Origin of the sequence: Rugosimonospora africana (assembly GCF_016862975.1) — a bacterium.
Taxonomy (GTDB): domain Bacteria; phylum Actinomycetota; class Actinomycetes; order Mycobacteriales; family Micromonosporaceae; genus Rugosimonospora; species Rugosimonospora africana.
Genome location: NZ_BONZ01000029.1, coordinates 1 through 21655, shown reverse-complemented (window position 1 = coordinate 21655; position 21655 = coordinate 1). Strand labels below are relative to the sequence as shown.

20 protein-coding genes, 2 pseudogenes and 1 riboswitch are annotated in these 21655 nt (G+C 73.0%); of the genes and pseudogenes, 5 read left to right on the top strand and 17 right to left on the bottom strand.

All coding sequences use genetic code 11. The annotated features are described in order from the left end of the window. Window positions 1-27: 27 nt before the first annotated feature. Window positions 28-852: a DUF3152 domain-containing protein gene (locus Raf01_RS15075; RefSeq protein ID WP_239133627.1), complete on the bottom strand. Its 825-nt coding sequence runs from the start codon at window positions 850-852 to the stop codon at window positions 28-30. Between the two features lie 207 nt (window positions 853-1059). On the opposite strand from Raf01_RS15075, the gene Raf01_RS15070 reads away from it, so the two are divergent. Next, complete coding sequence (locus tag Raf01_RS15070; protein WP_203918495.1) at window positions 1060-1761, top strand: class I SAM-dependent methyltransferase; 702 nt, start codon at window positions 1060-1062, stop codon at window positions 1759-1761. A gap of 57 nt (window positions 1762-1818) precedes the next feature. Here Raf01_RS15070 and Raf01_RS15065 read toward each other — a convergent pair. The 11 genes and pseudogenes from Raf01_RS15065 to Raf01_RS15015 all read right to left on the bottom strand — a co-directional run. Next, window positions 1819-2664: pseudogene (locus Raf01_RS15065) on the bottom strand (sirohydrochlorin chelatase); the annotation flags it as partial. Further along, window positions 2661-3404 carry a precorrin-8X methylmutase gene (locus tag Raf01_RS15060; RefSeq protein WP_203918493.1) on the bottom strand — a complete coding sequence of 248 codons (744 nt, stop codon included), beginning with the start codon at window positions 3402-3404 and terminating at the stop codon, window positions 2661-2663. The pseudogene Raf01_RS15065 and the gene Raf01_RS15060, both read right to left, overlap by 4 nt. A 23-nt stretch (window positions 3405-3427) precedes the next feature. Beyond that, window positions 3428-3625 (bottom strand): ferredoxin family protein, encoded by a 198-nt coding sequence (locus Raf01_RS15055; RefSeq protein WP_239133626.1) that lies wholly within the window; start codon window positions 3623-3625, stop codon window positions 3428-3430. Continuing rightward, entirely contained in the window at window positions 3613-5484 is a 1872-nt protein-coding gene (gene cobJ / locus Raf01_RS15050) for a precorrin-3B C(17)-methyltransferase (RefSeq protein ID WP_373319531.1), read from the bottom strand. Before cobJ ends, Raf01_RS15055 begins: the two co-directional genes overlap by 13 nt. Continuing rightward, window positions 5481-6971 (bottom strand): precorrin-6y C5,15-methyltransferase (decarboxylating) subunit CbiE, encoded by a 1491-nt coding sequence (gene cbiE, locus Raf01_RS15045; protein WP_203918492.1) that lies wholly within the window; start codon window positions 6969-6971, stop codon window positions 5481-5483. The genes cobJ and cbiE overlap by 4 nt, the downstream gene beginning before the upstream one ends. A gap of 16 nt (window positions 6972-6987) precedes the next feature. Next, entirely contained in the window at window positions 6988-8220 is a 1233-nt protein-coding gene (locus Raf01_RS15040) for a cobalt-precorrin-5B (C(1))-methyltransferase (RefSeq protein WP_203918491.1), read from the bottom strand. Then, window positions 8213-9019: a precorrin-4 C(11)-methyltransferase gene (gene cobM / locus Raf01_RS15035; protein ID WP_203918490.1), complete on the bottom strand. Its 807-nt coding sequence runs from the start codon at window positions 9017-9019 to the stop codon at window positions 8213-8215. The genes Raf01_RS15040 and cobM overlap by 8 nt, the downstream gene beginning before the upstream one ends. Continuing rightward, window positions 9016-9756 (bottom strand): precorrin-2 C(20)-methyltransferase, encoded by a 741-nt coding sequence (gene cobI, locus Raf01_RS15030; protein ID WP_203918489.1) that lies wholly within the window; start codon window positions 9754-9756, stop codon window positions 9016-9018. Before cobI ends, cobM begins: the two co-directional genes overlap by 4 nt. Further along, complete coding sequence (locus Raf01_RS15025; protein WP_203918488.1) at window positions 9747-11246, bottom strand: cobyrinic acid a,c-diamide synthase CobB; 1500 nt, start codon at window positions 11244-11246, stop codon at window positions 9747-9749. Before Raf01_RS15025 ends, cobI begins: the two co-directional genes overlap by 10 nt. Beyond that, window positions 11240-11854: a cob(I)yrinic acid a,c-diamide adenosyltransferase gene (gene cobO, locus Raf01_RS15020; protein ID WP_203918487.1), complete on the bottom strand. Its 615-nt coding sequence runs from the start codon at window positions 11852-11854 to the stop codon at window positions 11240-11242. The genes Raf01_RS15025 and cobO overlap by 7 nt, the downstream gene beginning before the upstream one ends. Then, window positions 11854-13944 (bottom strand): magnesium chelatase subunit D family protein, encoded by a 2091-nt coding sequence (locus tag Raf01_RS15015; protein WP_203918486.1) that lies wholly within the window; start codon window positions 13942-13944, stop codon window positions 11854-11856. The genes cobO and Raf01_RS15015 overlap by 1 nt, the downstream gene beginning before the upstream one ends. A 117-nt stretch (window positions 13945-14061) precedes the next feature. Continuing rightward, window positions 14062-14191: riboswitch (cobalamin riboswitch) on the bottom strand. 129 nt (window positions 14192-14320) lie between these two features. Here Raf01_RS15015 and Raf01_RS15010 point away from each other — a divergent pair. Further along, window positions 14321-14824, top strand: a complete 504-nt coding sequence (locus Raf01_RS15010; RefSeq protein WP_203918485.1) for a DsbA family protein — start codon at window positions 14321-14323, stop codon at window positions 14822-14824. 137 nt (window positions 14825-14961) lie between these two features. Here Raf01_RS15010 and nhaA read toward each other — a convergent pair whose 3' ends face one another. Further along, on the bottom strand, window positions 14962-16365 hold the full coding sequence (gene nhaA / locus Raf01_RS15005; protein WP_203918484.1) for a Na+/H+ antiporter NhaA: 1404 nt from the start codon (window positions 16363-16365) through the stop codon (window positions 14962-14964). 204 nt (window positions 16366-16569) lie between these two features. Next, a complete protein-coding gene (locus Raf01_RS15000) occupies window positions 16570-17403 on the bottom strand; it encodes an alpha/beta fold hydrolase (protein WP_203918483.1) in 834 nt (277 codons plus the stop codon). Between the two features lie 139 nt (window positions 17404-17542). Here Raf01_RS15000 and Raf01_RS14995 point away from each other — a divergent pair, with 139 nt between their 5' ends. After that, the gene (locus Raf01_RS14995; RefSeq protein ID WP_203918482.1) at window positions 17543-18160 is read left to right on the top strand and encodes a TetR/AcrR family transcriptional regulator; all 618 of its coding nucleotides are present in this window, start codon (window positions 17543-17545) and stop codon (window positions 18158-18160) included. Between the two features lie 68 nt (window positions 18161-18228). Here Raf01_RS14995 and Raf01_RS14990 read toward each other — a convergent pair whose 3' ends face one another. The 3 genes from Raf01_RS14990 to Raf01_RS14980 all read right to left on the bottom strand — a co-directional run bounded on the left by Raf01_RS14990 (window position 18229) and on the right by Raf01_RS14980 (window position 20142). Beyond that, entirely contained in the window at window positions 18229-18966 is a 738-nt protein-coding gene (locus Raf01_RS14990) for an SDR family NAD(P)-dependent oxidoreductase (protein ID WP_203918481.1), read from the bottom strand. A 200-nt stretch (window positions 18967-19166) separates the two neighbouring features. After that, a complete protein-coding gene (locus Raf01_RS14985; RefSeq protein ID WP_203918480.1) occupies window positions 19167-19760 on the bottom strand; it encodes an HDIG domain-containing metalloprotein in 594 nt (197 codons plus the stop codon). Between the two features lie 10 nt (window positions 19761-19770). Next, a complete protein-coding gene (locus Raf01_RS14980; protein WP_203918479.1) occupies window positions 19771-20142 on the bottom strand; it encodes a VOC family protein in 372 nt (123 codons plus the stop codon). A 132-nt stretch (window positions 20143-20274) separates the two neighbouring features. Between Raf01_RS14980 and Raf01_RS14975 the strand changes: the two genes are divergently transcribed. Then, a complete protein-coding gene (locus tag Raf01_RS14975; protein WP_203918478.1) occupies window positions 20275-21339 on the top strand; it encodes a GNAT family N-acetyltransferase in 1065 nt (354 codons plus the stop codon). Between the two features lie 100 nt (window positions 21340-21439). Next, window positions 21440-21655 (top strand): annotated as a pseudogene (locus Raf01_RS14970) (hypothetical protein); the annotation flags it as partial.

Genomic DNA, 21655 nt, shown 5'->3' with positions numbered 1-21655 from the left:
CCCCGACCCGGGTCACGACGATCTGGGTCACGAGGCGAACGACGCCGGGTCGCTCGGGATCGGGTCGGCATACTGCCCGGAGCGCCCATGGTAAGCACGTCCGTCTCGCATCGGCCAACTGTTCGGTACGCAGCCGTGCAGGCCCAGCGTCTGCTGCTGCATGACCGGGGCCGGCTGACCGGGGCCGGGGCACAGTTCGTGCCCGTTGTAGAGCCGGTGCCCGGTCTCGTGATTGACCATGTACTCCCGGTACCCGGTGAGGTCGGTACCGAAGGACGGCACTCCGTGTACCCATCGGGCAACGTTCAGTACCACGCTGTTGCCCTTGCGGCACGACGTGTACCGGTCGTAACCGTCCCCGCACAATTTGTCCCGGGTCGCCGGGCTGACCAGGTAGATCGTGAAGTCGTAGTGTGCCCCGGCGGGTACCTGCTGCAACCGCCAGTGTCCGGTGCCGGTCCAGCTTCGCGGGTCACTCAGGATCGCCGACACCTGCCCGGCGAACACGTCGGCGCTCACGCCGTGGATGCCGTTCTCCACCGCCACCCGGTACCGCAGGAGGGTTCCCTTGCCGCCGGCCACTGGGTGGCTGGTCGCGGCGACCACGTACGTCCGCGGGCCGGAGACCGGGTACGTGACGACCGGCTCGGTCGGGCTCGGCGAAGCGCTCGGCGACGGGCTCGCGGACGGGCTCGCCGACGGGCTCGGGGACGACGAGGCGACCACCGGGCTGCCGGTGCCCTTCTGGGCGGCGGACGCCGGGGTGCCGCCCATCGTGCCGCATCCGGCGAATGCCCAGCATGACAAACCGGCGAGCAGTACCCATACCACGCGCCGCGAGCGGCCGACCATGCCTGTTCCACCATTCCGTTGTCCAGTGATCCGCTTCCACTGCCTCGACGAGGCAGCGCCGGTGATCTGTTTACATGCCTGACGCGCGGGTTCTCCGGCTGGCCGGCGCTCGTCCGGCTGGCCGTCGCTCTGTCGGCGTTCTTCCGCCCGCCGCCGTCTCCGTCCGGGCCGCGTCTTTTTGTCGGGCCGGCGTGCGACGATCGACCGATGCACCCGATCGCGGATTACTGGGATCGTGCGGCTGAGGAGTTCGACCGCGAGCCGGACCATGGGCTCGGGCACCCGCCGACCCGGGCCGCGTGGGCGGCCCGGCTCGCCGCGTGGATACCGGACGCGCCGCTGGACGTGCTGGACCTCGGCTGCGGCACCGGAACGCTGTCCGTCGTGCTGGCACGACAGGGGCACCGCGTCACCGGGCTCGACCTGTCCGGCCGGATGGTGGAACGTGCCCGGGTCAAGCTCACCGAGGCCGGGTTCGGCACGGCGGGGCTGGACGCCCGGGTGCTCGTCGGAGACGCAGCCGATCCACCGCTCCGGCGCCACGCGTTCGACGTCATCCTCGCCCGGCACGTGCTGTGGACGCTGCCCGACCCGCCGGCCGTCCTGCGTCGCTGGGTCGGACTGCTGCGACCGCGGGGCCGCCTGGTCCTGGTCGAGGGGCGGTGGGCGCCCGCGACCGCGGCCGCGGCCGCGGCCGGACCGTACACCGAGGCGGGGTCAGACACCGGAGGCCGGCCCGACACCGGAGGCGGAACGTTGCCGTGGTTCGGCGGCGTGGGCGCCGCGATACTGTCCGCGACGCTGGCGCCGATGGTGGCGACGCTGGACATCGAACCACTCACGGATCCGGTGCTCTGGGGCCGGACCGTGGACGACGAGCGGTACGCGGCGCTGGCACGCCTCAACTGAGCCGGCCCGGGCTCGGGCTCGGCGTTCCGTCCGGGTCGCCGGCCCCGGCTCAGGTCAGTGCGGGTGGGCGTGGTCGTGCGGGTGCTCGTGCGGCGTCTGTACCGCGCCGACCCGGTGCAGGTGGCCGGGCATCGCCACGCGGTACACGCAGGTGTCGCAGTTCATCCGGATGTCGCCGGCCAGCGCCTCCCGGTACCGCTCGATGACCAGGTCGGCCAGCGGATCGCAGTCGCCGAGCACCTCGGCGACGCCGACCCGGGTGTCCGGGTGACCGGCCGCCCAGTCCCGGGCCTGCGCCTCCACCCGGCGCGGCAGGACGCCGGTGAACAGGAAGTACGGCAGCACGACCAGGTGCCGGGCTCCGAGGCGGTGGCAGCGGGTCAGCCCGGCCCTGGTGTCAGGCGGAGCGAGCGAGACGAAGGCGTACTCGACGCCCGCGACCCCGGTGGTCTCCGCGAGCAGCCGGGCCACCTTCGCGACCTCGGCGTTGGCGTCCGGATCCGTGGAGCCGCGGCCGACCAGTAGGACGGTGGTCTCCGCGCCGGCGCCGGCCTCGACCAGCCGCTCGCGCAGCAGGTTCAGGACGGCCGGGTGCGGACCGAGCGGGCGACCGTACACTGTGGACAGACCGGGATGGCGCGACCGTTCCCGCGCGAGCGCCGCCGGGATGTCGCCCTTCGCGTGACCGGCGGCGACGAGCATCAGGGGTACCGTGGCCAGCCGGCGCGCACCGCCGGCCACCAGCTCCGCGACCGCCTCGCGCAGCGGAGGCGGGGACAGTTCGATGAAGCCGCCGGCTACCGGCTCCTCGATCCGGCCGGCGACCCGCTTCACGAACTGGCGGAACTGGGCGGCACCCTCGGCATCGGCGGTGCCGTGTCCGGCGATCAACAACGGGGTCATGACAGCGGATCTCCGTAGAGCAGGGCGTTGACCGCGGCGGCGGCGATGGCCGAACCACCCCGGGCGCTGCGGTTGGTCAGGGATGGCAGGCCGGTCGCGCGCAGGGCCGCCTTGGCTTCGGCGGCGCCGACGTAGCCGACCGGTACGCCGATCACCAGCGCCGGGCGGACGATGCCGGCCTCGGCGAGGCGCAGCAGCTCGGCCAGCGCGGTCGGCGCGTTGCCCACAGCCCACACGGCGCCGTCGCACACAGCACCATCGCTCACAGCACCGTCGCGCACGGCACCGTCGCGCACGGCACCGTCGCTTGCGGCGCCATCACGCACGGCCCCATCACCCACGGCCCCATCGGCCGTGGATGCCCCTCCGGTCGGCGCGGTCGTCGCGCCTCCGGCCTGGGTCGCGGCGAGCCGGATGCCGGCCGCCGACCGGGTCAGCCCCCGCTCCTCGGCGAGGCGTGCGGTCTCCGGCGCCGCCACCAGGCAGACCGACGGGTACCGGGTGATCCCCGCACCCACCATCGCCGCGTCGACGACCAGCGGTGCCCCGGCCGCGAGCGCGACGGCACCGGCTTCGAGCGCGGCCTCATCCGTGACGAGGTCGGACAGCCAGGACGGGTCGGCGGTGGTGTGGACGATCCGCTCGACGACGTCCCGGGTACGACGCGGGAGGTGCGTGGTGTCGACGGCCTGGCGCAGCAACCGGTACGACTGCGCCTCGATGGGATGTACCGTCCTCACCGCTTTCACCGTCCTCACCGCTTTCACCGCCGGATCGCCTCCTGGTCGTCGGGCAGCGCGATCGCGTCGGCCGGGCAGATCTCGACACACTCGCCACAGCCGGTGCACAGTTCGTCCCGGGCGGAAAGCCGCCCGCCCACCGGCCGGATCGCGTGCGTGGGACAGGTCAGCAGGCAGGCGCCGCAGCCGGTGCAGGCGGCGCCGAACGTCACCGCAGCCACCGGTACTCCCGGGGAGTGACCATCCGACCGGCCACGCTCATCGTACGGCCAGAGCCGACCACCACCATCGACCGCATGTCCACAATGGACGGATCGGCGACGAGGTCGCCGAGAGTCAGCCGGATGCACCGCTCGTCCGGGCGTGACGCGTCGCGCACCACACCGACCGGCGTCCCGGCCGACCGGTGCTTGGCGATGATGCGCAACGCCTCGTCGAACTGTGCCGTGCGCCGGGCGCTGCGCGGATTGTAGAGGCAGAGCACCAGGTCGGCGTCGGCGCAGGCGTCCAGCCGGTCGGCGATGACCGGCCACGGCGTGTGCAGGTCGGACAGCGACAGGTACGCGTGGTCGTGGCCGAGCGGCGCGCCGAGCAGCGCGGCGGCGGCGAGCGCGGCGGTGACCCCGGGTACCGTCTCCACGTCCACGTCGTCGCCGGCCACCTGGAGGGCGGGCGAGGCCATCGCGTAGATCCCGGCGTCGCCGGAACCGATCAGCGCCACGTGGTGCCCGGCGGTGGCCAGTTCGACGGCGGTACGGGCGCGCTGCTCCTCGGCGCCCAGACCGCTGGAAATGACGTGGGTACCGGGTCGGAGCACGTGGCGGATCTGGTCGACGTACTGGTCGAGTCCCACCACGACACCGGCCCGGCGCAGTGCCTCGGTGGCCCGCGGGGTACGCAGGTCCTCCGCACCCGGTCCCAACCCGACGATGGCCAGCCGCCCGCGCGGGGTGAGCCGGGCGACCGCCACCGTGGCCGTCGCGCCGGCCCGTTTGGGCACCACGAGTCCGGCATCCCGGCCGGCGGCCCGCGCCCCGAGAAGCGCCGCGGCTTCGGCCACACTCGGCGTACCGACCGCGTCGCGCACGACCTCGGAGGGATTCGGTACGTCCACTGTAGACAATTGATCGGCAGGGTACGTCAGCAGCGGCAGCTCCCGCCGCTGGGCGACCTCCACGATGCCCGGCTCGCCGGCCTTGAGGTCGATGGTGGCGAGCGCGCGGACGGATTCGGCTGCCAGTCCGGCCTCACGCAGAGCGGCGTCGATCAGGGCGTCGATCTCTCCGGCCGGCGCACCCCGGCTCGCGCCGACGCCGACGACGAGGCTCGGCGGCCGGTAGACCAGGTCGGCGCTCACACCGGCGCGATCGCTGACCGCGATGACCACGGCTGAGCCGTCCCGGGCCGCGCTGTCCCGGGCAGCGCCGTTCCGGGCTGAGCCGCCGCCCCCGGCCGAGCCGTTCCCGCGAGCGCTGGCTGCGTGGGTGCCGTCCCGGTGAGCGCCGGCCGCGCCTTGCCCGGCCGCGCCTACCGGGTCAGCGTCCCAGGCCGCCCCGGCACCCATCCGCTCCTCCACTGAGGACAGTGCGGGCAGTGGCCAGGTGGCGTCGGCGAGCAGTCGCACCGGCCGGCCGTCCAGCACCGCCCGCCCCACCCGGGCCAGCGCCGAACGATCCGCCAGCCGGAACCCGAGGTCGGCGCCGAAGCTGTCCAGCGCGGTCGTACCCGCCGAGTCGCTGGCGGTGCTGATAATCGGTTCGGCGGCCAGCACGCCGGCGACCCGGGCGGCGAGCGCGTTGGCACCGCCGGCGTGCCCACCGAGCAGGGCGATGGCGTGCCGACCCGCCTCGTCGACGCAGACCACGCCGGGATCGGTGTGCTTGTCCGACAGCAGGGGTGCGAGCAGCCGCACGGTCGCGCCGGTGGCCAGGAAGCAGACCAACGCGTTCGAGGCGCCCCAGGCGGCACGGAGCTGGTCGGCCGCCGGTCCGTCGTGGAGCGTCACCTCGCCCGGCCACACAAGGGCCAGCCGTGCGGCCATCGCCCGGCCGGCGGCCGTCACCGCGACGACGCCGATCACGACAGCGCTCCGCTGACCACGTGCACCGGGTTGATGGCAGCCAACCGGTGGGTACCGTCGGGCAGCGCGGCCAGGCGGTTCGCCTGTACCTGCACGCCCTCGGTCCGGTACCCGGCGCTGGCCAGCGCGGCCATCGCGGGGCCGACCCGGTCCAGCGCGGCGTACGTGGCGACGACCCGCGCCGGGCGCCGAGCCAGGCAGGCGCTCAGCACCTCGATTCCGCCGCCCCCGACGAACACCGCGTCCGGGTCGGGCAACTCCGTCAGGCACCCCGGCGCCTCACCCTCGACGATGGCCACCTCGACTCCCCACCGGTCGCAGTTGACGCGGATGCTGGCACAGGCGGCCGGGTCGCGCTCCACCGCCAGGACGGCGGCCCCGAACCGGGCGCTTTCCACGGCGACCGAACCGCTGCCGGCACCCACGTCCCAGAGCAGGTCCCCGAGCCGCGGGCCGAGCCGAGCCAGCGCCAATGCGCGTACCTCGGACCTGGTTATCATCCGGTGCTCGAACGCCTCGTCGGGCAGCGCCCAGCCGCCCGACATCGGCGGTACGCCGGCGATCCACGCCATCCCCGATCCGGCGATCGATCCGGCGACGGGACCGGCGACAGGGCCGGCGGCCGACCCGGCGACCGATCCAGGGATGGGGCCGGCGACCGATCCGTGCCCGGACACCGGATGCTGCCCTTGGCGGTGCTGGGGGCGGTGCTCGGGCTGGTACTCGGCGAGCGCCAGCACCACGTTCGGTTCGCGCCACTGCCGCGCGGCGGCCTCGGCCGGATCGATCTCGGTGATCCGCTCACCGGGCTCGCCCAGGCACTCCGCGACGACCAGGCGGCGCCTCACGCCCACCGGCGCACCGCCAGGAGCCGCACCGCCAGGAGCCGCACCGCCAGGAACCGCACCGCCAGGAACCGCACCGCCAGGGAGCACGCCGGCCGACAGCCCACCGGCCGAAGCCGCGTCACCAGAGCGCGCGCCGCCCGAGGCCACGCCGCCAGAGACTGCGTCGCCAGGGAGCACGGCGCCCGCCAGCGCCGCGCCCAGTTCGGCCGGGCCGGCGCCGGGGCCGGTCAGGATCGCCACCTTCGGGTACGCCCGGCACGCGTTGACCGCCGGAGCCAGCCGGCGGCCGTGTGCCGACACCACCAGCGCGTCGTCCCATGGCTCACCGATCCGCGCGAACGCCACCGCGACCGAGGAGGGCGCCGGCCACACGTCGACGTCGAGGCCGCGGCGGCGCAGCGCGCGCACGATCCCGAAGAAGCCCGGGTCGCCGCTGGCGAGCACGATCGCCGGCCCGTCGTGGGCGGCGATCCGCTCGACGGCGGCGGACACGTCGCCCATCACCACCCGCTCGGCCATACGGTTGTCCACGGTGGACAGCAATCGGGCCGCACCGGCGATCAGGGTCGCACCGGCCAGCGCCTCGGCGGCCGTCGGCGGCACCTCGCCGAGGCAGCCGACGACCGTCACCGTCCTCATCGGACCCACTCCGTCCTCATCGGACCCACTCCGGCACGGTCGCCGCCACCACGGTACGGCCGGTGAAGTCGACCATTGCCACCTCGGCGTCGAGTCGCCCGCCGGTAAACCGGACGAGCACCTCCCGTACCCGTTCGCACAGGCCGTCCCCGGCCGGGCGCAGCAGACCGGCGCCGGCCCACAGCTCGTACGCGTGCCGGGCGGTGTTCGCCGCGCCGACATCGGCGGCGAGTTCCGGTCCCCCGCCGCACTTGAGGGTCAGCCGGCCGAGCAGTGTGGTGTCCACAGCCGAGCGGGTGTAGTGCGTCATCAAGACTCCGGACGCGAGTTTGGTGAGCTTGCCGACCATGCCGACGAACACCACCCGCGTCACACTCTCGTCGACGGCGGTGCGCAGGGCGGCGCCGGTGAAGTCACCGACCTCGGTGAAGCACACCTCGGGCAGCTCGGGCAGCAGCGACATGGCGCCGGCCTCGGTGCGGCCGCCGGTACACAACACGATCGTCCGCTGTCCCTGAGCCGCCGACACCCGCACCGCCTGCACCACGCTGGCCCGCCAGGACGCGGTGGAGAACGGGCGGACGATGCCGGTGGTACCCAGGATCGAGATGCCGCCCAGCACGCCGAGCCGCCGGTTCGTGGTCTTGCGGGCCATCCGCTCACCGTCCGGCACGCTGATCACCACGCGGACACCGCGGTCGCCGAGGCCGTCGCCGACCGCTTCGGTGACCGCTTGGGTGATCATCGTGCGGGGTACCGGGTTGATGGCCGGGCCACCGACCGCCAGCCCGAGCCCGGGCTTGGTGACCACCCCGACGCCCTCGCCGCCGGCCAGCTCGACGCCGGCGCCGGGGCGCCACTCCACGGTGGCGGTCAGCCGCGCGCCGTGGGTGACATCCGGGTCGTCTCCGGCGTCTTTCACCACGACCGCACGGGCCGCGCCGCCGACCATCCCGGCCTCCGCGACGGCGAACGTGACCCGGCGCCCGGAGGGCAGGCCGATGTCCACCCAGGACGGTGCCGGGGGGCCTTGGGACAGCAGGGTGGCGGCTGCCTTCGCCGCCGCCGACGCGCAGGTCCCGGTGGTCCAGCCGGTACGCAGCGCCTTCGGGCGCACCTTCGCGGTACGCGGCAGGTCCGGCTCGCGCAGGTCCGGCTCGGGCAGGTCAGGCTCGGGCAGTTCTGGCTCGCGCAGTTCTGGCTCGCGCAGATCCGGCTCGGGCGGGTCGGGTGCGCCGGCGTCAGCCATCGCGCAACACCTTGCGGGCGGCCGGATCGGCCCGCCGGTAGCCGTGGAAGTGACCGGGATGGTAGAGGTGGCTGCGGGTACCCGCGGCGGCGAGCGCCGGGCCGACCAGGAACAGCGTGTGCTTCCACAGTTTGTGCGCACGCACCTGTTCGGCGAGGGTCGCCACGGTGGCCGGGAAGACCAGCTCGTCCGGCCAGCTGACCCGGTAGGCGACGACCACCGGCGTCTCCGGCGGGTACCCTCCGGCGATCAGCTCGTCGGCCAGTTGCCGTGACCGGGCGGCGGACAGGAACACCGCCATCGTGGTGCCGTGCCGGGCGAACTCGGCCACGCTCTCCCCGGCCGGCATCGGGGTCTTGCCGCCGCCGAGTCGGGTCAGCACTACCGACTGAGCCACCTCGGGTACGGTCAGCTCCCGCCGTACCGCCGCCGCGGCCGCGGAGAACGCGGACACCCCGGGTACCACCTCGGTGGCGAGGCCGAGCCGGTCGCACTCGTCCAGCTGCTCCTGCATCGCGCCCCACAGCGCCGGATCGCCGGAGTGCAGCCGCACCACGCGCAGATCCCCGGCCGCGGCCCGCCGGTAGATGTCCACAGTGGACTCCAGAGTCAGCTCGGTGGAGTCGACGATCTCCGCGTCCGGTCTCGCGTACCGCAGCACGTCGGGGTGCACCAGGCTGGCCGCCCACACGATGATGTCGGCGGCGGACAGGGCGTCGGCACCGCGTACCGTGATGAGGTCGGCCGCACCGGGACCGGCGCCGACGAACGTCACCTTGCCGGAAACCCTTCCGGTCATCGGTCACCCTCCCGCTTGGCAGGAATCAGTACGGTCGACAGGTACGGCACCGCAGCGTCCACGGTGGACAACGGAGCGATCCGCTCGTCGGGCAGCCCGACGTGGCTGCCGAGGATCGCGTCACGGCCGGACGCGGCAACCGCGGCGCCGATCGCGGGCAGGTGCCGCCCGCCCTTGTAGACCACGACGGTCCCGTTCCTGGACAGCGCGTCCGCGACCCCGTCGGCGCCGTCCGGCAGCGGCAGCAGGGTCAGCGACTCGTGCCCCTCGGCCAGCACGGTGCCCGACGCCGACGCGAGCGCCTGCATCGCGGTGATTCCCGGTACCGTCTCGACCACCACCTCCGGCAGCGCGTCGCGCACGCAGCGCGCCAGGTAGCCGAACGTGGAGTAGAGGTTGGGATCGCCGATGGTCGCAAAGGCGGCTGTGCCGCCGTTGGCGGACAACCACTGGGCGACCCGTTCGCCGGCTGCCGCCCAGTACCGGTCGCGTTGGCCGCGGTCGAGCGCGAACACCAGCCGCTCGACCCGCTCGGGCGGGGTGTGGGTCGCGACGGTCGCCTCGGCACGCCCGGCCTCGGCCGGGTCCAGCACCGGGACGAACACCCGATCTGCGCTGCCCAGGATCCGGGCCGCCTTGAGCGTGACGAGTTCCGGGTCGCCGGGGCCGACCCCGACACCGATCAGCCGCACGCCGCTCGGTCGCGTACCGCTTTGCCGCTCACCGCTCAGCCGCATGCCGCCACCAGTCCTCGCGCTATCTGCGGCCGCGCGGCCCAGTGCAGGTGCAGGTACGAGGCATGCACCCGGCCGGCGACCCAGCCCTCCGCCGGAACGCCGGCCCCGCCCTCCGCCGGCTTGCCGGTCCTGCTTTCCGCCGGCTGGCCGGACGGCGGCGCCCAGGACCACGCCGGAGTCGGGCCGGCCGCCGGAGTGACGGCGGTGCGGTGGAACTCGTGCCCGGTGATCCGGGTACCGGCCGGGCCGAGCCAACTGCCGGTACGCGCGACGGCGTCCCGGTACCCGAGGGTCAGCCGGCCGGTCATCGCCGCGTCCGCCGGCAGCACGCCGCACATCGGGGCACCGTCCAGGGTGCGGCACAGCCACAGGAGTCCGGCGCACTCGGCCGCGATCGGAGCGCCACCGGCGGCCAGCGCCGAGACCTGTGCGCGCAGCGGGGCGTTGGCGGCGAGTTCGGCCGCGTACACCTCGGGGAAGCCGCCGCCCACGACGAGCGCCGCGGTGCCGTCCGGCAACTTCTCGTCGTGCACCGGGTCCAGAATGGACACCTGCGCGCCCGCGCCCTTCAGAAGCTCCACCGTCTCGGCGTACCCGAAGCTGAACGCCGGCCCACCGGCCACCGCGACCACCGGGCGGTCATTCATCGGCCGGCCATCCACCGACCGGCCATCCACCGGCTCGACTGCCGGCGACCACGGCCGCGCGTCGAGCGGCGGGGCGCTCCGTGCGGCGGCCAGCACCGCGTCGAGGTCCACCGACGCGGCGACCAGGTCGGCCAGCGCCCGCACCGACGCCAGTGCCTCGGGGCGCCGCTCGGCAACCGGTACCAGTCCGAGATGCCGGGACGGCGCGGCGACGGCATCGTGCCGGCGCAGCACCCCGAGGACCGGCGTGCCCACCTCCTCCAGCGCTGCGCGCAGGATCGCCTCGTGCCGGTCCGAACCGACCCGGTTGAGCAGCACGCCGGCGAACCGGATCTGCGGGGAGTACCCGCGGAATCCGTGCACCAGCGCGGCGACGGAACGGCCCTGCGCGGACGCGTCGACCACCAGCAGCACCGGCGCGGACAGCAACGCGGCGACTTCGGCGGTGGAGCCGGGGTCGCCGCCGCCCAGCCCGGTGACCGGGATCCCGGTGCCGCCCGTGCCGTCTGCGCCTTCCGTGCCGGCCGGGGTGGCCCGGCCGTCGTACAGGCCCATCACGCCCTCGATGACGGCCAGCCGCGCGCCGGCCGCGCCGTGCGCGAACAGCGGTCCGATGAGGTCGGTACCGACCATCGTCGGGTCGAGGTTGCGCCCGGGCCGGCCGCTGGCCAGCGCGTGGTAGCCCGGGTCGATGTAGTCCGGCCCGACCTTGAAGCCGGCCACCGCGAGGCCCCTGGCCGCGAACGCGGCCAGCAGCCCGGTGGCGACGGTGGTCTTGCCGTGCCCGGACGCGGGCGCGGCGACCACGATGCGCGGAACGTTCACGCGCGGAACACTCACCACTCGATGCCCTGCTGTCCCTTGCGCCCGGCGTCCATCGGATGCTTCACCTTGCTCATCTCGGTGACCAGGTCGGCCGCCTCGACCAGTTCGGGCGCCGCGTCCCGGCCGGTGACCACCACATGCTGGGTACCCGGCCGGTCGACCAGGGTCTTCACCACGTCGGCGACGTCCACCCAGCCCCACTTCATCGGGTAGGTGAACTCGTCGAGCACGTAGAACCGGTACCGCTGCGCCGCGAGGTCGCGCTTGATCTGTGCCCAGCCCTCGGCCGCCTCGGCGGCGTGGTCGCGCTCGTCTCCCGGGCGGGCCAGCCACGACCAGCCCTCGCCCATCTTGTGCCAGGTGACCGGCGCGCCCTGCCCGGTCGCGGCGTGGTGCTCGCCGAGCGCCCGCAGCGCGGACTCCTCGCCGACCCTCCACTTCGGACTCTTCACGAACTGGAACACGACGATCGGCCAGCCGGTGTTCCAGGCGCGCAGCGCCATCCCGAACGCGGCGGTGGACTTGCCCTTGCCGATGCCGGTGTGCACGGCCAGCAGCGGCGACCGGCGTCGCTGCCGGGTGGTGAGCCCGTCGTCGGGTACCCGCTCGACCTTTCCCTGCGGCATCAGGCGGCCCTCCCCGTGGTTGTGCCCGTAGCCACGGCGCGCAGGCCGTCGGCGGACAACTCGTCCAGCCGCAGGTACCGGGCGGACAGCGCGCCGGCCAGCCGGGAGGCCAGGCCGAGGCGTACCGGGCCGGATTCGCAGTCCACGACGACACTCGCCGTTCCGGACAGCGCCGGGGCGACCGAGGCGGGATCCGGCCCGGCGGTGGACCGGCCGTCGGTGACCAGGATGAGCAACGGCCGGCGGTGCGGGTCGCGCAGCCGCGCCGACGCGAGTAGCCGGGCGGCGGTGGTCAGGCCGGCGGCCAGCGGGGTACGCCCGCCGGTCGGCAACTCCCGCAGCCGGGCGGCGCCGATGTCGTGACTTCCGGTCGGCGGCAGGGCAACCTCGGCCCGTTCGCCCCGGAACGTGATCAGACCGACCTTGTCCCGGCGCTGATACGCGTCGCGCAGCAGGGACAGCACCGCGCCCTTGACCGCGCGCATGCGCTGCCGGGCGGCCATCGACCCGGACGCGTCGACGACGAACAGCACCAGGTTGGCCTCCCGGCCCTTGCGCACGGCGGCGCGCAGGTCCTCCGGGCGCAGCACGAGCCGGTCGGCACGACCCCGCGCGGCCTGGTGCGGCGCGGCGGCCAGCAGGGTCGCGGCCAGATGCAGACCCGTTGCGTGCGGTCCGGGCGGTCGGGCGCCGACGATCCGACCATTTCGGGTGTACGCGGTGGAGCGGCGCCCCTGCGGGGAGCCGGTACCGGCGCCGGGTACGGACAGCAGCCGCGCCCGGTACGGCGAGTCGGCGGCCGACACCCGGGTGCCCGCCCCGCCCGGCCGGCCGTTCTTCGCGCTGTCGCCCTGCCCGCGTTCGTCTCTCGCGCTGTCGTCCGGCCCGCGGTCGTCCTGCCCGCGGTCGTCCTGCCCGCGGTCGTCTTGCGCGGTCCCGGTGTCCCGGTCCTGCGCGGTGCCGGTGTCCGGGCCGCTTGTTTCGGGGCCGCCTGTGTTCGGGCCGTTTGTGTCCGGGCCGCTTGTGTCCGGGCCGCCTGTGTCCGGGCCGCCTGTATCCGGGCCGCCGCCCGGCCCCGGGCCGTGGGGATCGTCGTCTGGGTTGCCGTCCGGCTCGGCAGCGTCGCGCATGGCTTGGTCGAGCGCTTCCTCGGACAGCCCCGGCGCGTCGAACGGATCCCGGCGGCGCCGGTGCGGCAGGGCCAGCCGTACCGCGTCCCGTACGTCCGCCTCGGTGACCGCCGGCCGGTCCCACCAGGCGGCCAGGGCCGTCGCGGTACGGGCGACCACGATGTCCGCGCGCATCCCGTCCACCTCGAACGACGCGCACACCCGCGCGATCCGGCGCAGTTCGGCATCGGGAAGCTCCACTGTGGACAGCCGGGACCGGGCCTCCGCGATCCGCCCGGCCAGCTCCCCCTCGGTACCCGCCCAGCGCTCGCCGAAGCCCTGCGGGTCCGCGTCGTACGCCAGCCGGCGGCGGACCACTTCGGCGCGCTGCCCCGGGTCTCGGGGAGCCGCGACGTCGACGGCGAGCCCGAAGCGGTCGAGCAGCTGCGGGCGCAGCTCCCCCTCCTCCGGGTTCATCGTGCCGACCAGCAGGAAGCGGGCCGGGTGTCGCACCGACACCCCGTCGCGCTCCACATACGCGCGGCCCATCGCGGCGGCGTCGAGCAGCAGGTCGACCAGGTGGTCCGGCAGCAGGTTGACCTCGTCGACGTACAGCACGCCGCGGTGCGCGGCGGCGAGCAGGCCGGGCTCGTACGCCTTGACCCCCTCGGTCAGCGCGCGCTGCAGGTCGAGCGCGCCGACCAGCCGGTCCTCGGTCGCGCCGACCGGCAGCTCGACGAGGGCGGCCCGGCGGCGCAGCGCCGGAGTGGCGGGGTCGTGCGGGCCGTCCGGGCAGCCCGGTTCGGGGGCTGCCGGATCGCAGCCGAAGCGGCAGCCGGCGACCGCGTCCACCTCGGGCAGCAGGCCAGCCAACGCCCGGACCATGGTGGACTTCGCGGTGCCCTTCTCGCCCCTGACGAGCACCCCACCGATGGCCGGCGACACCGCGTTGACCAGGAGTGCGAGGCTCAGGTCGTCCATGCCGACGACGGCGGAAAACGGGTAAGGCGGGATCAATTCCCGCTCATGCGCACGGCCACGCTCAAATCCCCTCCGCGGGTGTCCACGCCCGCGATACGGCTACGGCATGAGCGGCCGGAGTGTCCTGGCTCCCGGATCGTCGCTTCTCCCCGGCCTTCCAACCGCTCGCGCGGCCGTGACCATCAAGGTGAGGAGTCACTTCCCGGTGACAGTGGCGGGACCGCCCCGGATTCGCACCGGGTTCCTCCACTGCCGCTCATCAGGCATGCTGCCCGATCCCGGCCCGTGCGTCAACGCGCCGCACCCGTCCCGCTGGCCGGTACCGGGGCCGGTGTGAACGCCGTCTCAGGATTCCGGCATCCCGTACCGTGGACGGGTGAGCGATCCCGGATCCATCGACCTCGACCGGCATGTCTACGGCAACCCCGACGCGCCGGTCACCATCGTCGAGTACGGCGACTTCGAGTGCCCGTACTGCCGGGCCGCCGCACCGGTACTGCGTGAGGTCGTCGATGACTCGGCGGGCGAGGTGCGGCTGGTCTGGCGTCACTTCCCGCTGTTCCAGGTTCACCCGTTCGCGCTGACCGCCGCCCTGGCCGCCGAGGCTTCCGGCGAGCGCTTCTGGGAGATGCACGACCTGCTGTTCGCACACCAGGATCGGCTCAGCGACGCCGACCTCGCCGAGTACGGGCGCCAGCTCGGGGCCGGCCAGGTGATCGGCGACGCCGCGCAGGCCCACCAGCCGGCGGTGGAGGCGGACTACCGGGCCGGGATCGACGCGGGCGTACGGGGGACGCCGACGCTCCTGATCGACGGCCGGCTGTACGGCGGCAAAGTCAAAGCCTGCGACCTCGAGTCCGCCCTCGGGCTGGGCGACTGAGCGCCGCCCGCCGGGAACCGTCCGGACCGTCCGGGGCGCCCGGGATGCCGCCGGGCCACGGGGTTCAGTCGGGCGACGGGACCTCGGCCGGGCACGGGACCTCAGCCGGGCACGGGACCTCAGCCGGGCGGGGGACCTCAGCCGGCCGCCGCGAGGCTCGGATCCCGCCACGGGCCGGTCGGCAGGGGCGGAGGCGGCCCCTCGTCCAGCGAGCACAGCGGCAGCCGCTCCCCGAGGTACCGCAGCAGAAGCGAGCCGAACACCGCGGCGAGCAGCGACCCGGTCAACACGCCGATCTTCGCCTCGTCGCGCAGCACCACGTCGTGAAACGCCAGGTCCGTGACGAACAGCGAAATCGTGAACCCGATGCCGGCCAGCACCGCGCCGCCGATGAGGTGGCCGTAGCGCACCCGCCCGGGCAGGTCTCCGAGACCGGTCCGCAGCGCCGCCCCGGTCGCCACCGAGATGCCCACCGCGTTGCCGACCAGCAGTGCGACCACGATGCCGATGGTGACCCCGGAGGTCGCCGCGTGCCGCAACACCGCGCCGTTCAGCCGCACGCCGGCATTGGCCAGTCCGAAGATTGGTATGACCACAAAGGCGCTGACCGGGTGCAGGGCGTCCTGGAGGCGGTCGTTGGCGGGTACGGTCGCCCGGGCCGCTGACGCGGCCAGGCGGGCCCGCTGGGGATCGGCCCGCTCGATGACCGCCCGGCCGAACTGGCGGAACCGCTCGCTCTGCTCCGACTCCACGACGGTGGCCGGGATGAGCAGGCCGACCAGAACGCCGGCCAGGGTCGGGTGCACCCCGGACGCGTACACCGCGATCCACAACCCGATGCCGGTCAGCACGTACGGCCAGAGCCGCCAGACCCGCATCCACCGCACGGCGATCAGTACCAGCACCAGGCAGCCGGCGGCAATCAGCGCGGCCAGGTGTACCCGCGGGGTGTAGAAGACGGCCATCACGGTGATCGCGCCGATGTCGTCGACGATGGCCAGGGTCAGCAGGAACAGCCGGAGCTGATCGGGGCAGCGCGGCCCGAACAGCGCGAGGATCCCGATCAGGAAGGCGGTGTCGGTGGACATCGGGATCCCCCAGCCCGCCGCCGCGGCGCCGTGGTGCTCGACCGCGAAGTAGATGAGGGCGGGGAGCACGAGTCCACCGATCGCGCCGCAGGCCGGCACCGCCACCCGCCGCACGTTCCGGAGGTCCCCCACGGTCGCCTCACGGCTGATCTCCAGCCCGACCACCAGGAAGAACACGGCCATGGCGGCGTCGTTGACCCAGTGCCGGACATCCAGCGAGGTGGACCAGTGCCCGATCTTGATCGACGTGGCGGTGGTCCAGAAACGCTCGTACTCGCCGCCGGCCGTGTTCGCCCAGATCAGCGCGGCGACGGCGGCGACCAGCAGCAGCGCGGCGCTGCCGGCCTCGTCGGCCAGGAACTGCTTCAGCGCCGGAGGCAGGTACGGCAACGGAACGTTCACCCGGGCCGACGGCCCGGGGCTCGGGCGGCCGGGGACGCTCTGGTCGCTCACACTCTCTCCTCCGGTCCGGCACGGTGCGACTGGTCCGGCTCGGCGCGTCTCGCGCCGCGCGACGACCCGGACCAGTCGGGCGCAGGCCGAGTATGCCTTGCCCGGTGCCGTGCCCGGTGCGATGCCGGCGGAAGGACGCCGGAACGGGCGGCGGACGCTCAGGTCACGCCACCCGTTCCCGCTGAACCAGAGGCTGGATCGTCCCTACTTCGCGAGGAACGCGAGCAGCGCCTGGTTGACCTCCTCCGCGTGGGTCCAGAGCAGGCCGTGCGGCCCGCCCTCGACCTCGACGTAGTCGGCCTCCGGAAGCAACCGGTGGAACGGGCGTGCGGTCGCGTCGATGGGAAGGATGTTGTCGGCGGTACCGTGCAGGATCAGCGTGGGTACGTCGATCTTCGGGATGTCCGCGCGGAAGTCGGTGAGCCAGGTCGGCACGACGGCGCTGGACGCGAACCAGGAGGCGCCCGCGGCGACGTTCCAGCTGTTGCGCAGCGCCTCCTCCGACAGCCGGGTGCCCAGGTTCTCGTCGGTGTTGTAGAAGTCCTTGTAGAACTGCGTGAAGTAGGCGTACCGGTCGGCCGTTGCGGCGGCGATGATCCCGTCGAACAGTTCCTGCGGGGCACCGGTCGGGTTGTCGTCGGTCTTGAGCAGGAACGGCTCGAGCGACGCGAGGAACGCCGCCTTGGCGACCCGACCCGAGCCGTACGTGCCCAGGTAGCGGCCGACCTCGCCGGTACCCATGGAGAAGCCGACCAGTACCGCGTCGGTGAGGTCGAGGGTGTCCAGCACGACCTTCAGGTCGGCGGCGAAGGTGTCGTAGTCGTAGCCGGTGGTCGGCTGGCTGGAGCGCCCGAAGCCCCGGCGGTCGTACGTGATGACCCGGTACCCGGCCGCGAGCAGCGCACGGCTCTGCTTCTCCCAGGAGTGCCCGTCCAGCGGGTACCCGTGGATGAGGACGACCGGCTGGCCCTCGCCGTGATCCTCGTAGTACAGGTCGATGCTCGTGCTGTTCTCCGAGCCGACGGTGATGAAGGGCATCTGAACCTCCGGTGAACTGTGAGAACGTTCGTTCTCCGCTTCCTGTAGTAGCCTAGAGAACGACCGTTCTATGCGCACCACCTGGGCCACCGCCACTTCGGTGAGAGGTGTCACGGCCGCCGCCGGCCGGGAGGGGAATATGAGCGAGACCAGGCAGCGAGCCGCCACCGAGCGAGCCGACGACGCCGCGCTCCGGGCGAAAATTCTGGAGACGGCCGACCGGCTGTACTACACGCTGGGCATCCAGGCGGTCGGCATGGACACGCTGCGCGCCGAGACGGGGGTTTCGCTCAAGCGGCTGTACGCGCTGTTCCCGTCCAAGGAGTCCATCGTCGAGGAGGTCCTGCTCGCCCGGCACCGGATGTGGAACACGCTGGTGGAGGACGCGGTCACCGGCACCGGTACCCGCGAGCACCTGCTGGCCATCTACGACATGCTGGCCCGCTGGTTCGACCAGGACGACTTCCGCGGCTGCATGTTCATCAACTCGTTCGGTGAGCTGGGAGCCACCACCCCGCGAGTAGCCGAAATCGTACGATCGCACAAGGGGCAGTTCCAGGCCCGCCTGGCCGAACTGGTCGCCGAGGCCGGGGCTCCGGCCTCACTGGCGCCACAGTTGGCGATCCTGGCCGAGGGCGCGCAGACCACGGCGGCGATCGCCGGGACCGGCGAGGCCGCGCGACAGGCGCGGGAGGCGGCCGAGATTCTCATCGACGCGGCGCTGCGACCCCGGGAGCAAGCCGACGGCCCAGCCTGAGTGTGCGAACCCGCCGCTGACTGCCCGCCCGCAACGGTCTGCCGGTTAGTGTCCGCCGCTCGTCACAGTCAGCCCTTCCGGTCGCGCAGCCATTGCTCGAACTCGACAGCGACGATCCGCTCGTCGTGCACGCCGGCCGCGTCGTCGGACGCCAGCCAGACGATGGGTGGGCCCATGACAGCGGACTCCAGGAGTGTCCGGCCCTCGGTCACCGCTTCCGGCGGAACCATCCCCGTGTCGGTCAAGCCCCCGGGCAGCAGCAGGTTGACGGTGATACCCGTGCCTCGCAGATCCGCGGCCATGACCCGGGACAACGCCTCGCTGCCGGCCCGCGACGGCCCGTACGGCACGAACCCGACCCGACGCATCGTGGGGTCGCTCGTCGAGATGTTGATGATCCGGCCCGCGCCCGCTTCCAGCATCCGCGGTACGACCTCGCGCGCCACCAGAAAGTACCCGGTCAGGTTGGTCTCGACCACCGCGCGGAAGCCGTCGACCGGCACCTCCCAAAAGCCCTGCGGGTGCGTCAGGAATCGCGGGTTGACCGTGCGCATGCCGATCCCTGCGTTGTTCACCAGCATGTCGATGCCGCCCAGCCGCGACCACACCTGGTCGACAGCCCTGGCCACCGACGACTCGTCCCGCACATCCAGCTCGATACCCACGGCTCCGGGTAGCTCGGCGGCGACCGAACTCGCGCGCCCGCCGGATCGCCCGGTCAGCGCGACAGTCGCTCCCGCCGAGGCCAGAGCGGACGCCATGGCGAGCCCCAGTCCGCTTGTCCCGCCGGTCACCATTACCTTCATCGGGGCACCCCGGTCCCGCCAGCGATGATTCTCGAACGTGTCACAGCAGCCATGATCACGAGAATAGGAGCTAGAGCGCGCTCCAGGTCAAGCCGGCGCGCACGCCCACAGGCCCCGCTGGCACGCTCGCCCCACAGGCTCTCACGCCCGAACGCCGCTCGCCCTCGCCCGCCTCGCACCCGCACGCCCCTTGCGCGCCCTCACAGCAGTGGGTGCCGGTAACGGTGGACCAGCGGCGACAGGTCCGGTTCACCGAACTCCTCCACCATCGCCGCGAACAGCGCCACCTTGTCCTCGCCGAACCGCCGGACCCTGGCCGTGTAGGAAGCCGCCGTCACGAACGCCGGCGGCACCGTCTTGCTGTGAAACTTGTCCGCGTACATCACGAGTCGTTCTTCATCGGTCTCGGCCAGGTAGTCGTCGACCGGCAGCGGCAACTCCTGCCGCAGCACGTCGTGCCGGCTGACGCCGACACCTGTGTGGTGCGAACAGAACCTGCACAGCGGCTCCGGGAAGCCGAGCTCACGCAGCAGAGCATGTCCGAGTACGCCGTGGCGGATGTAGTTGTCATGGTCGAGCTCGCCCCCCGCGCCGAACAAGCGGTAGACGCCGATGTCGTGGAGCAGGCAGCCGGCCCGCACCAGCTCGACGTCGAGGGCCGAGCGGTACCCGCCGAGCAGTTGCTCCGCCACCGCGCAGACGATCTCGCAGTGCGTGTAGACGAGTTCGAAGGCTTCCGGGGTCGGCGCGTACCGCTCGTGCAGCGCCCGGATCTGCTTGTCCGTGGGAATCACCGTCTAATGATCATCTCACAGAAGGAAGGGTGGCCCGGGTCCCCTTGCTCAAATCCAAGACGCACACCGGATTGCCGAACGGGTCCTCCAGCACCGCGCACCAGCCGACCGCGATCTCGAACGGCGGCTTGCGCACCACGCAGCCGCCCTCACGCCAGGCCGACACCGCAGCCGCGACGTCGTCGACGAGGTAGTGCACGCCCCACTCGCGCGGCAGGTCCATGGTGTGGAGCACCACCTCGGCATCCGTCTCCGGCAAACCCATGCCCACCGATCCGTCGTCACGCCACAGTGGCCGCAAGCCCAGCATCGAACCGTAGAATTGTGATGCCGTCTCCAGGTCGTCGACCCTGACCATGACACAGTCGATTTTCCGAAGCATGACCGCCTCCGCACCTGAACGCCTCCGCACCTGGCCGCCTCCGCACCTGGCCGCCTCCGCACGACGAACTCGTCCTTGCCGCAGCGTAGCCTCGACAGGCGTTTGATAGGGCGGGGGCGCGGAGGGGTTGAGTTGTCGACGGATGACGGACGGGCAGACCAACTGCACCTGAACCGGGCGGGTGTCGAGCGGGTGGTCTTTCGCCAGATGACGGTGGCGGATCTGCCGGGCATGCGGGAGTCGACTCGGGAGGCGATTCAGGATCTGCGGGACCGTCTGAGCCCCCGGCCGCGGCCCGATGCCGAACCGCCCGGGCGACTCGCGCCGAATTCCGATTCGGAATCGCCTGGGCGGCCCACGCACGGTTCTGCCTCGGAACCGCCTGGGCGACCCTCGCACGGCTCCGATCCCGAATCGCCTCTACGCCCCGCGCCGGGCGCCGAGGCGTCGGGCTCGAGCGGCGGTGGCGCGCTGGTGCGCCGACTCCTCGAAGCGGATGCCGCCGGCACGTGGGTGGCAACGGTGGACGACCGGGTTTGCGGCGCCGCGATGGCAGGGTTACGGGAGGGCTTGTGGTACCTGGCGCATCTGCATGTCCGGCCGGGCCTCCAGGGTCGTGGTGTCGGGCGCCGGTTGCTGGAGGCGGCGCTGGGCTATGGCGCGGACGCACGCGGAGGACTGCTGCACTCCTCGCTGGATCCCGCGGCGATGCGCCGCTATCAGCGGGCAGGATTCGCGTTGGAGCCGGCCATGGACGCCACCGGCATGGTGCGACGCGCCGCGTTGCCAGCCATCGCCCGGGTCCGCGAGGGCGACGCCACCGATCTGGAACTGGTCGCCGAGGTCGATCGGAAGCAGCGAGGCGCCGCTCATGGCCCAGACCTTGAGGTACTGCTGTCGGCCGGAGCGCGGCTGCTGATCCTTGATGACAGGCGACAGCGCGGCTACGGCCTGATCGAAGACGGACAGCCCGCGATCGTCGCGGCCGCCGACACGTCCGCCGCAGTGGCGCTGTTGTGGGCCGCGCTCGCCGAGAGCGGCGACACGGTATCGGTGAAGGTCCTACGCGCCGACCAACAGTGGGCCATCGACGTGGCCCACCAGGCCGGCCTCGGACTGGAGCCGACCGGCCCGCTGTGCCGTCAAGGCGACACCGGCCCGCTCGTCCCATGTCTGCCACACATCGGCATCCTGTAGATCAGCCTCGGTTCTCCGGGTTATCCACAGGGGCCGAGTTGTCCACAGGATCCCTTGGTACGGCTCGAAAGCGTCGCACGTCGTCGGTAGCGTCGGGTCCGTGGATAGACCGTGGGTCGCGGTGCAGGACGCACTCAAGGAGTGCGCGCGGATCTCCACCTGGGCACGCTCGCCGCAGGAACTCATCGACGACGTCGACTGGGTCCAGGTGCTGACCTGTCAACTGGCCGCCCTCAACCTGGAACTACTTCGGGAGCTCGACGCCCAAGGCATCCCCGCACGGCAAGGCGCCGCGAACACCACCGCGTGGATACGT

Bases quoted from the DNA above. Each gene is read 5' to 3' on its own strand.
- Raf01_RS15075 (WP_239133627.1), bottom strand. From the start codon at position 852: ATGGTCGGCCGCTCGCGGCGCGTGGTATGGGTACTGCTCGCCGGTTTG.
- Raf01_RS15070 (WP_203918495.1), top strand. From the start codon at position 1,060: ATGCACCCGATCGCGGATTACTGGGATCGTGCGGCTGAGGAGTTCGAC.
- cbiE (WP_203918492.1), bottom strand. From the start codon at position 6,971: ATGAGGACGGTGACGGTCGTCGGCTGCCTCGGCGAGGTGCCGCCGACG.
- Raf01_RS15040 (WP_203918491.1), bottom strand. From the start codon at position 8,220: ATGGCTGACGCCGGCGCACCCGACCCGCCCGAGCCGGATCTGCGCGAG.
- cobM (WP_203918490.1), bottom strand. From the start codon at position 9,019: ATGACCGGAAGGGTTTCCGGCAAGGTGACGTTCGTCGGCGCCGGTCCC.
- cobI (WP_203918489.1), bottom strand. From the start codon at position 9,756: ATGCGGCTGAGCGGTGAGCGGCAAAGCGGTACGCGACCGAGCGGCGTG.
- cobO (WP_203918487.1), bottom strand. From the start codon at position 11,854: ATGCCGCAGGGAAAGGTCGAGCGGGTACCCGACGACGGGCTCACCACC.
- Raf01_RS15015 (WP_203918486.1), bottom strand. From the start codon at position 13,944: ATGGACGACCTGAGCCTCGCACTCCTGGTCAACGCGGTGTCGCCGGCC.
- Raf01_RS15000 (WP_203918483.1), bottom strand. From the start codon at position 17,403: ATGCCCTTCATCACCGTCGGCTCGGAGAACAGCACGAGCATCGACCTG.
- Raf01_RS14995 (WP_203918482.1), top strand. From the start codon at position 17,543: ATGAGCGAGACCAGGCAGCGAGCCGCCACCGAGCGAGCCGACGACGCC.
- Raf01_RS14990 (WP_203918481.1), bottom strand. From the start codon at position 18,966: ATGAAGGTAATGGTGACCGGCGGGACAAGCGGACTGGGGCTCGCCATG.
- Raf01_RS14980 (WP_203918479.1), bottom strand. From the start codon at position 20,142: ATGCTTCGGAAAATCGACTGTGTCATGGTCAGGGTCGACGACCTGGAG.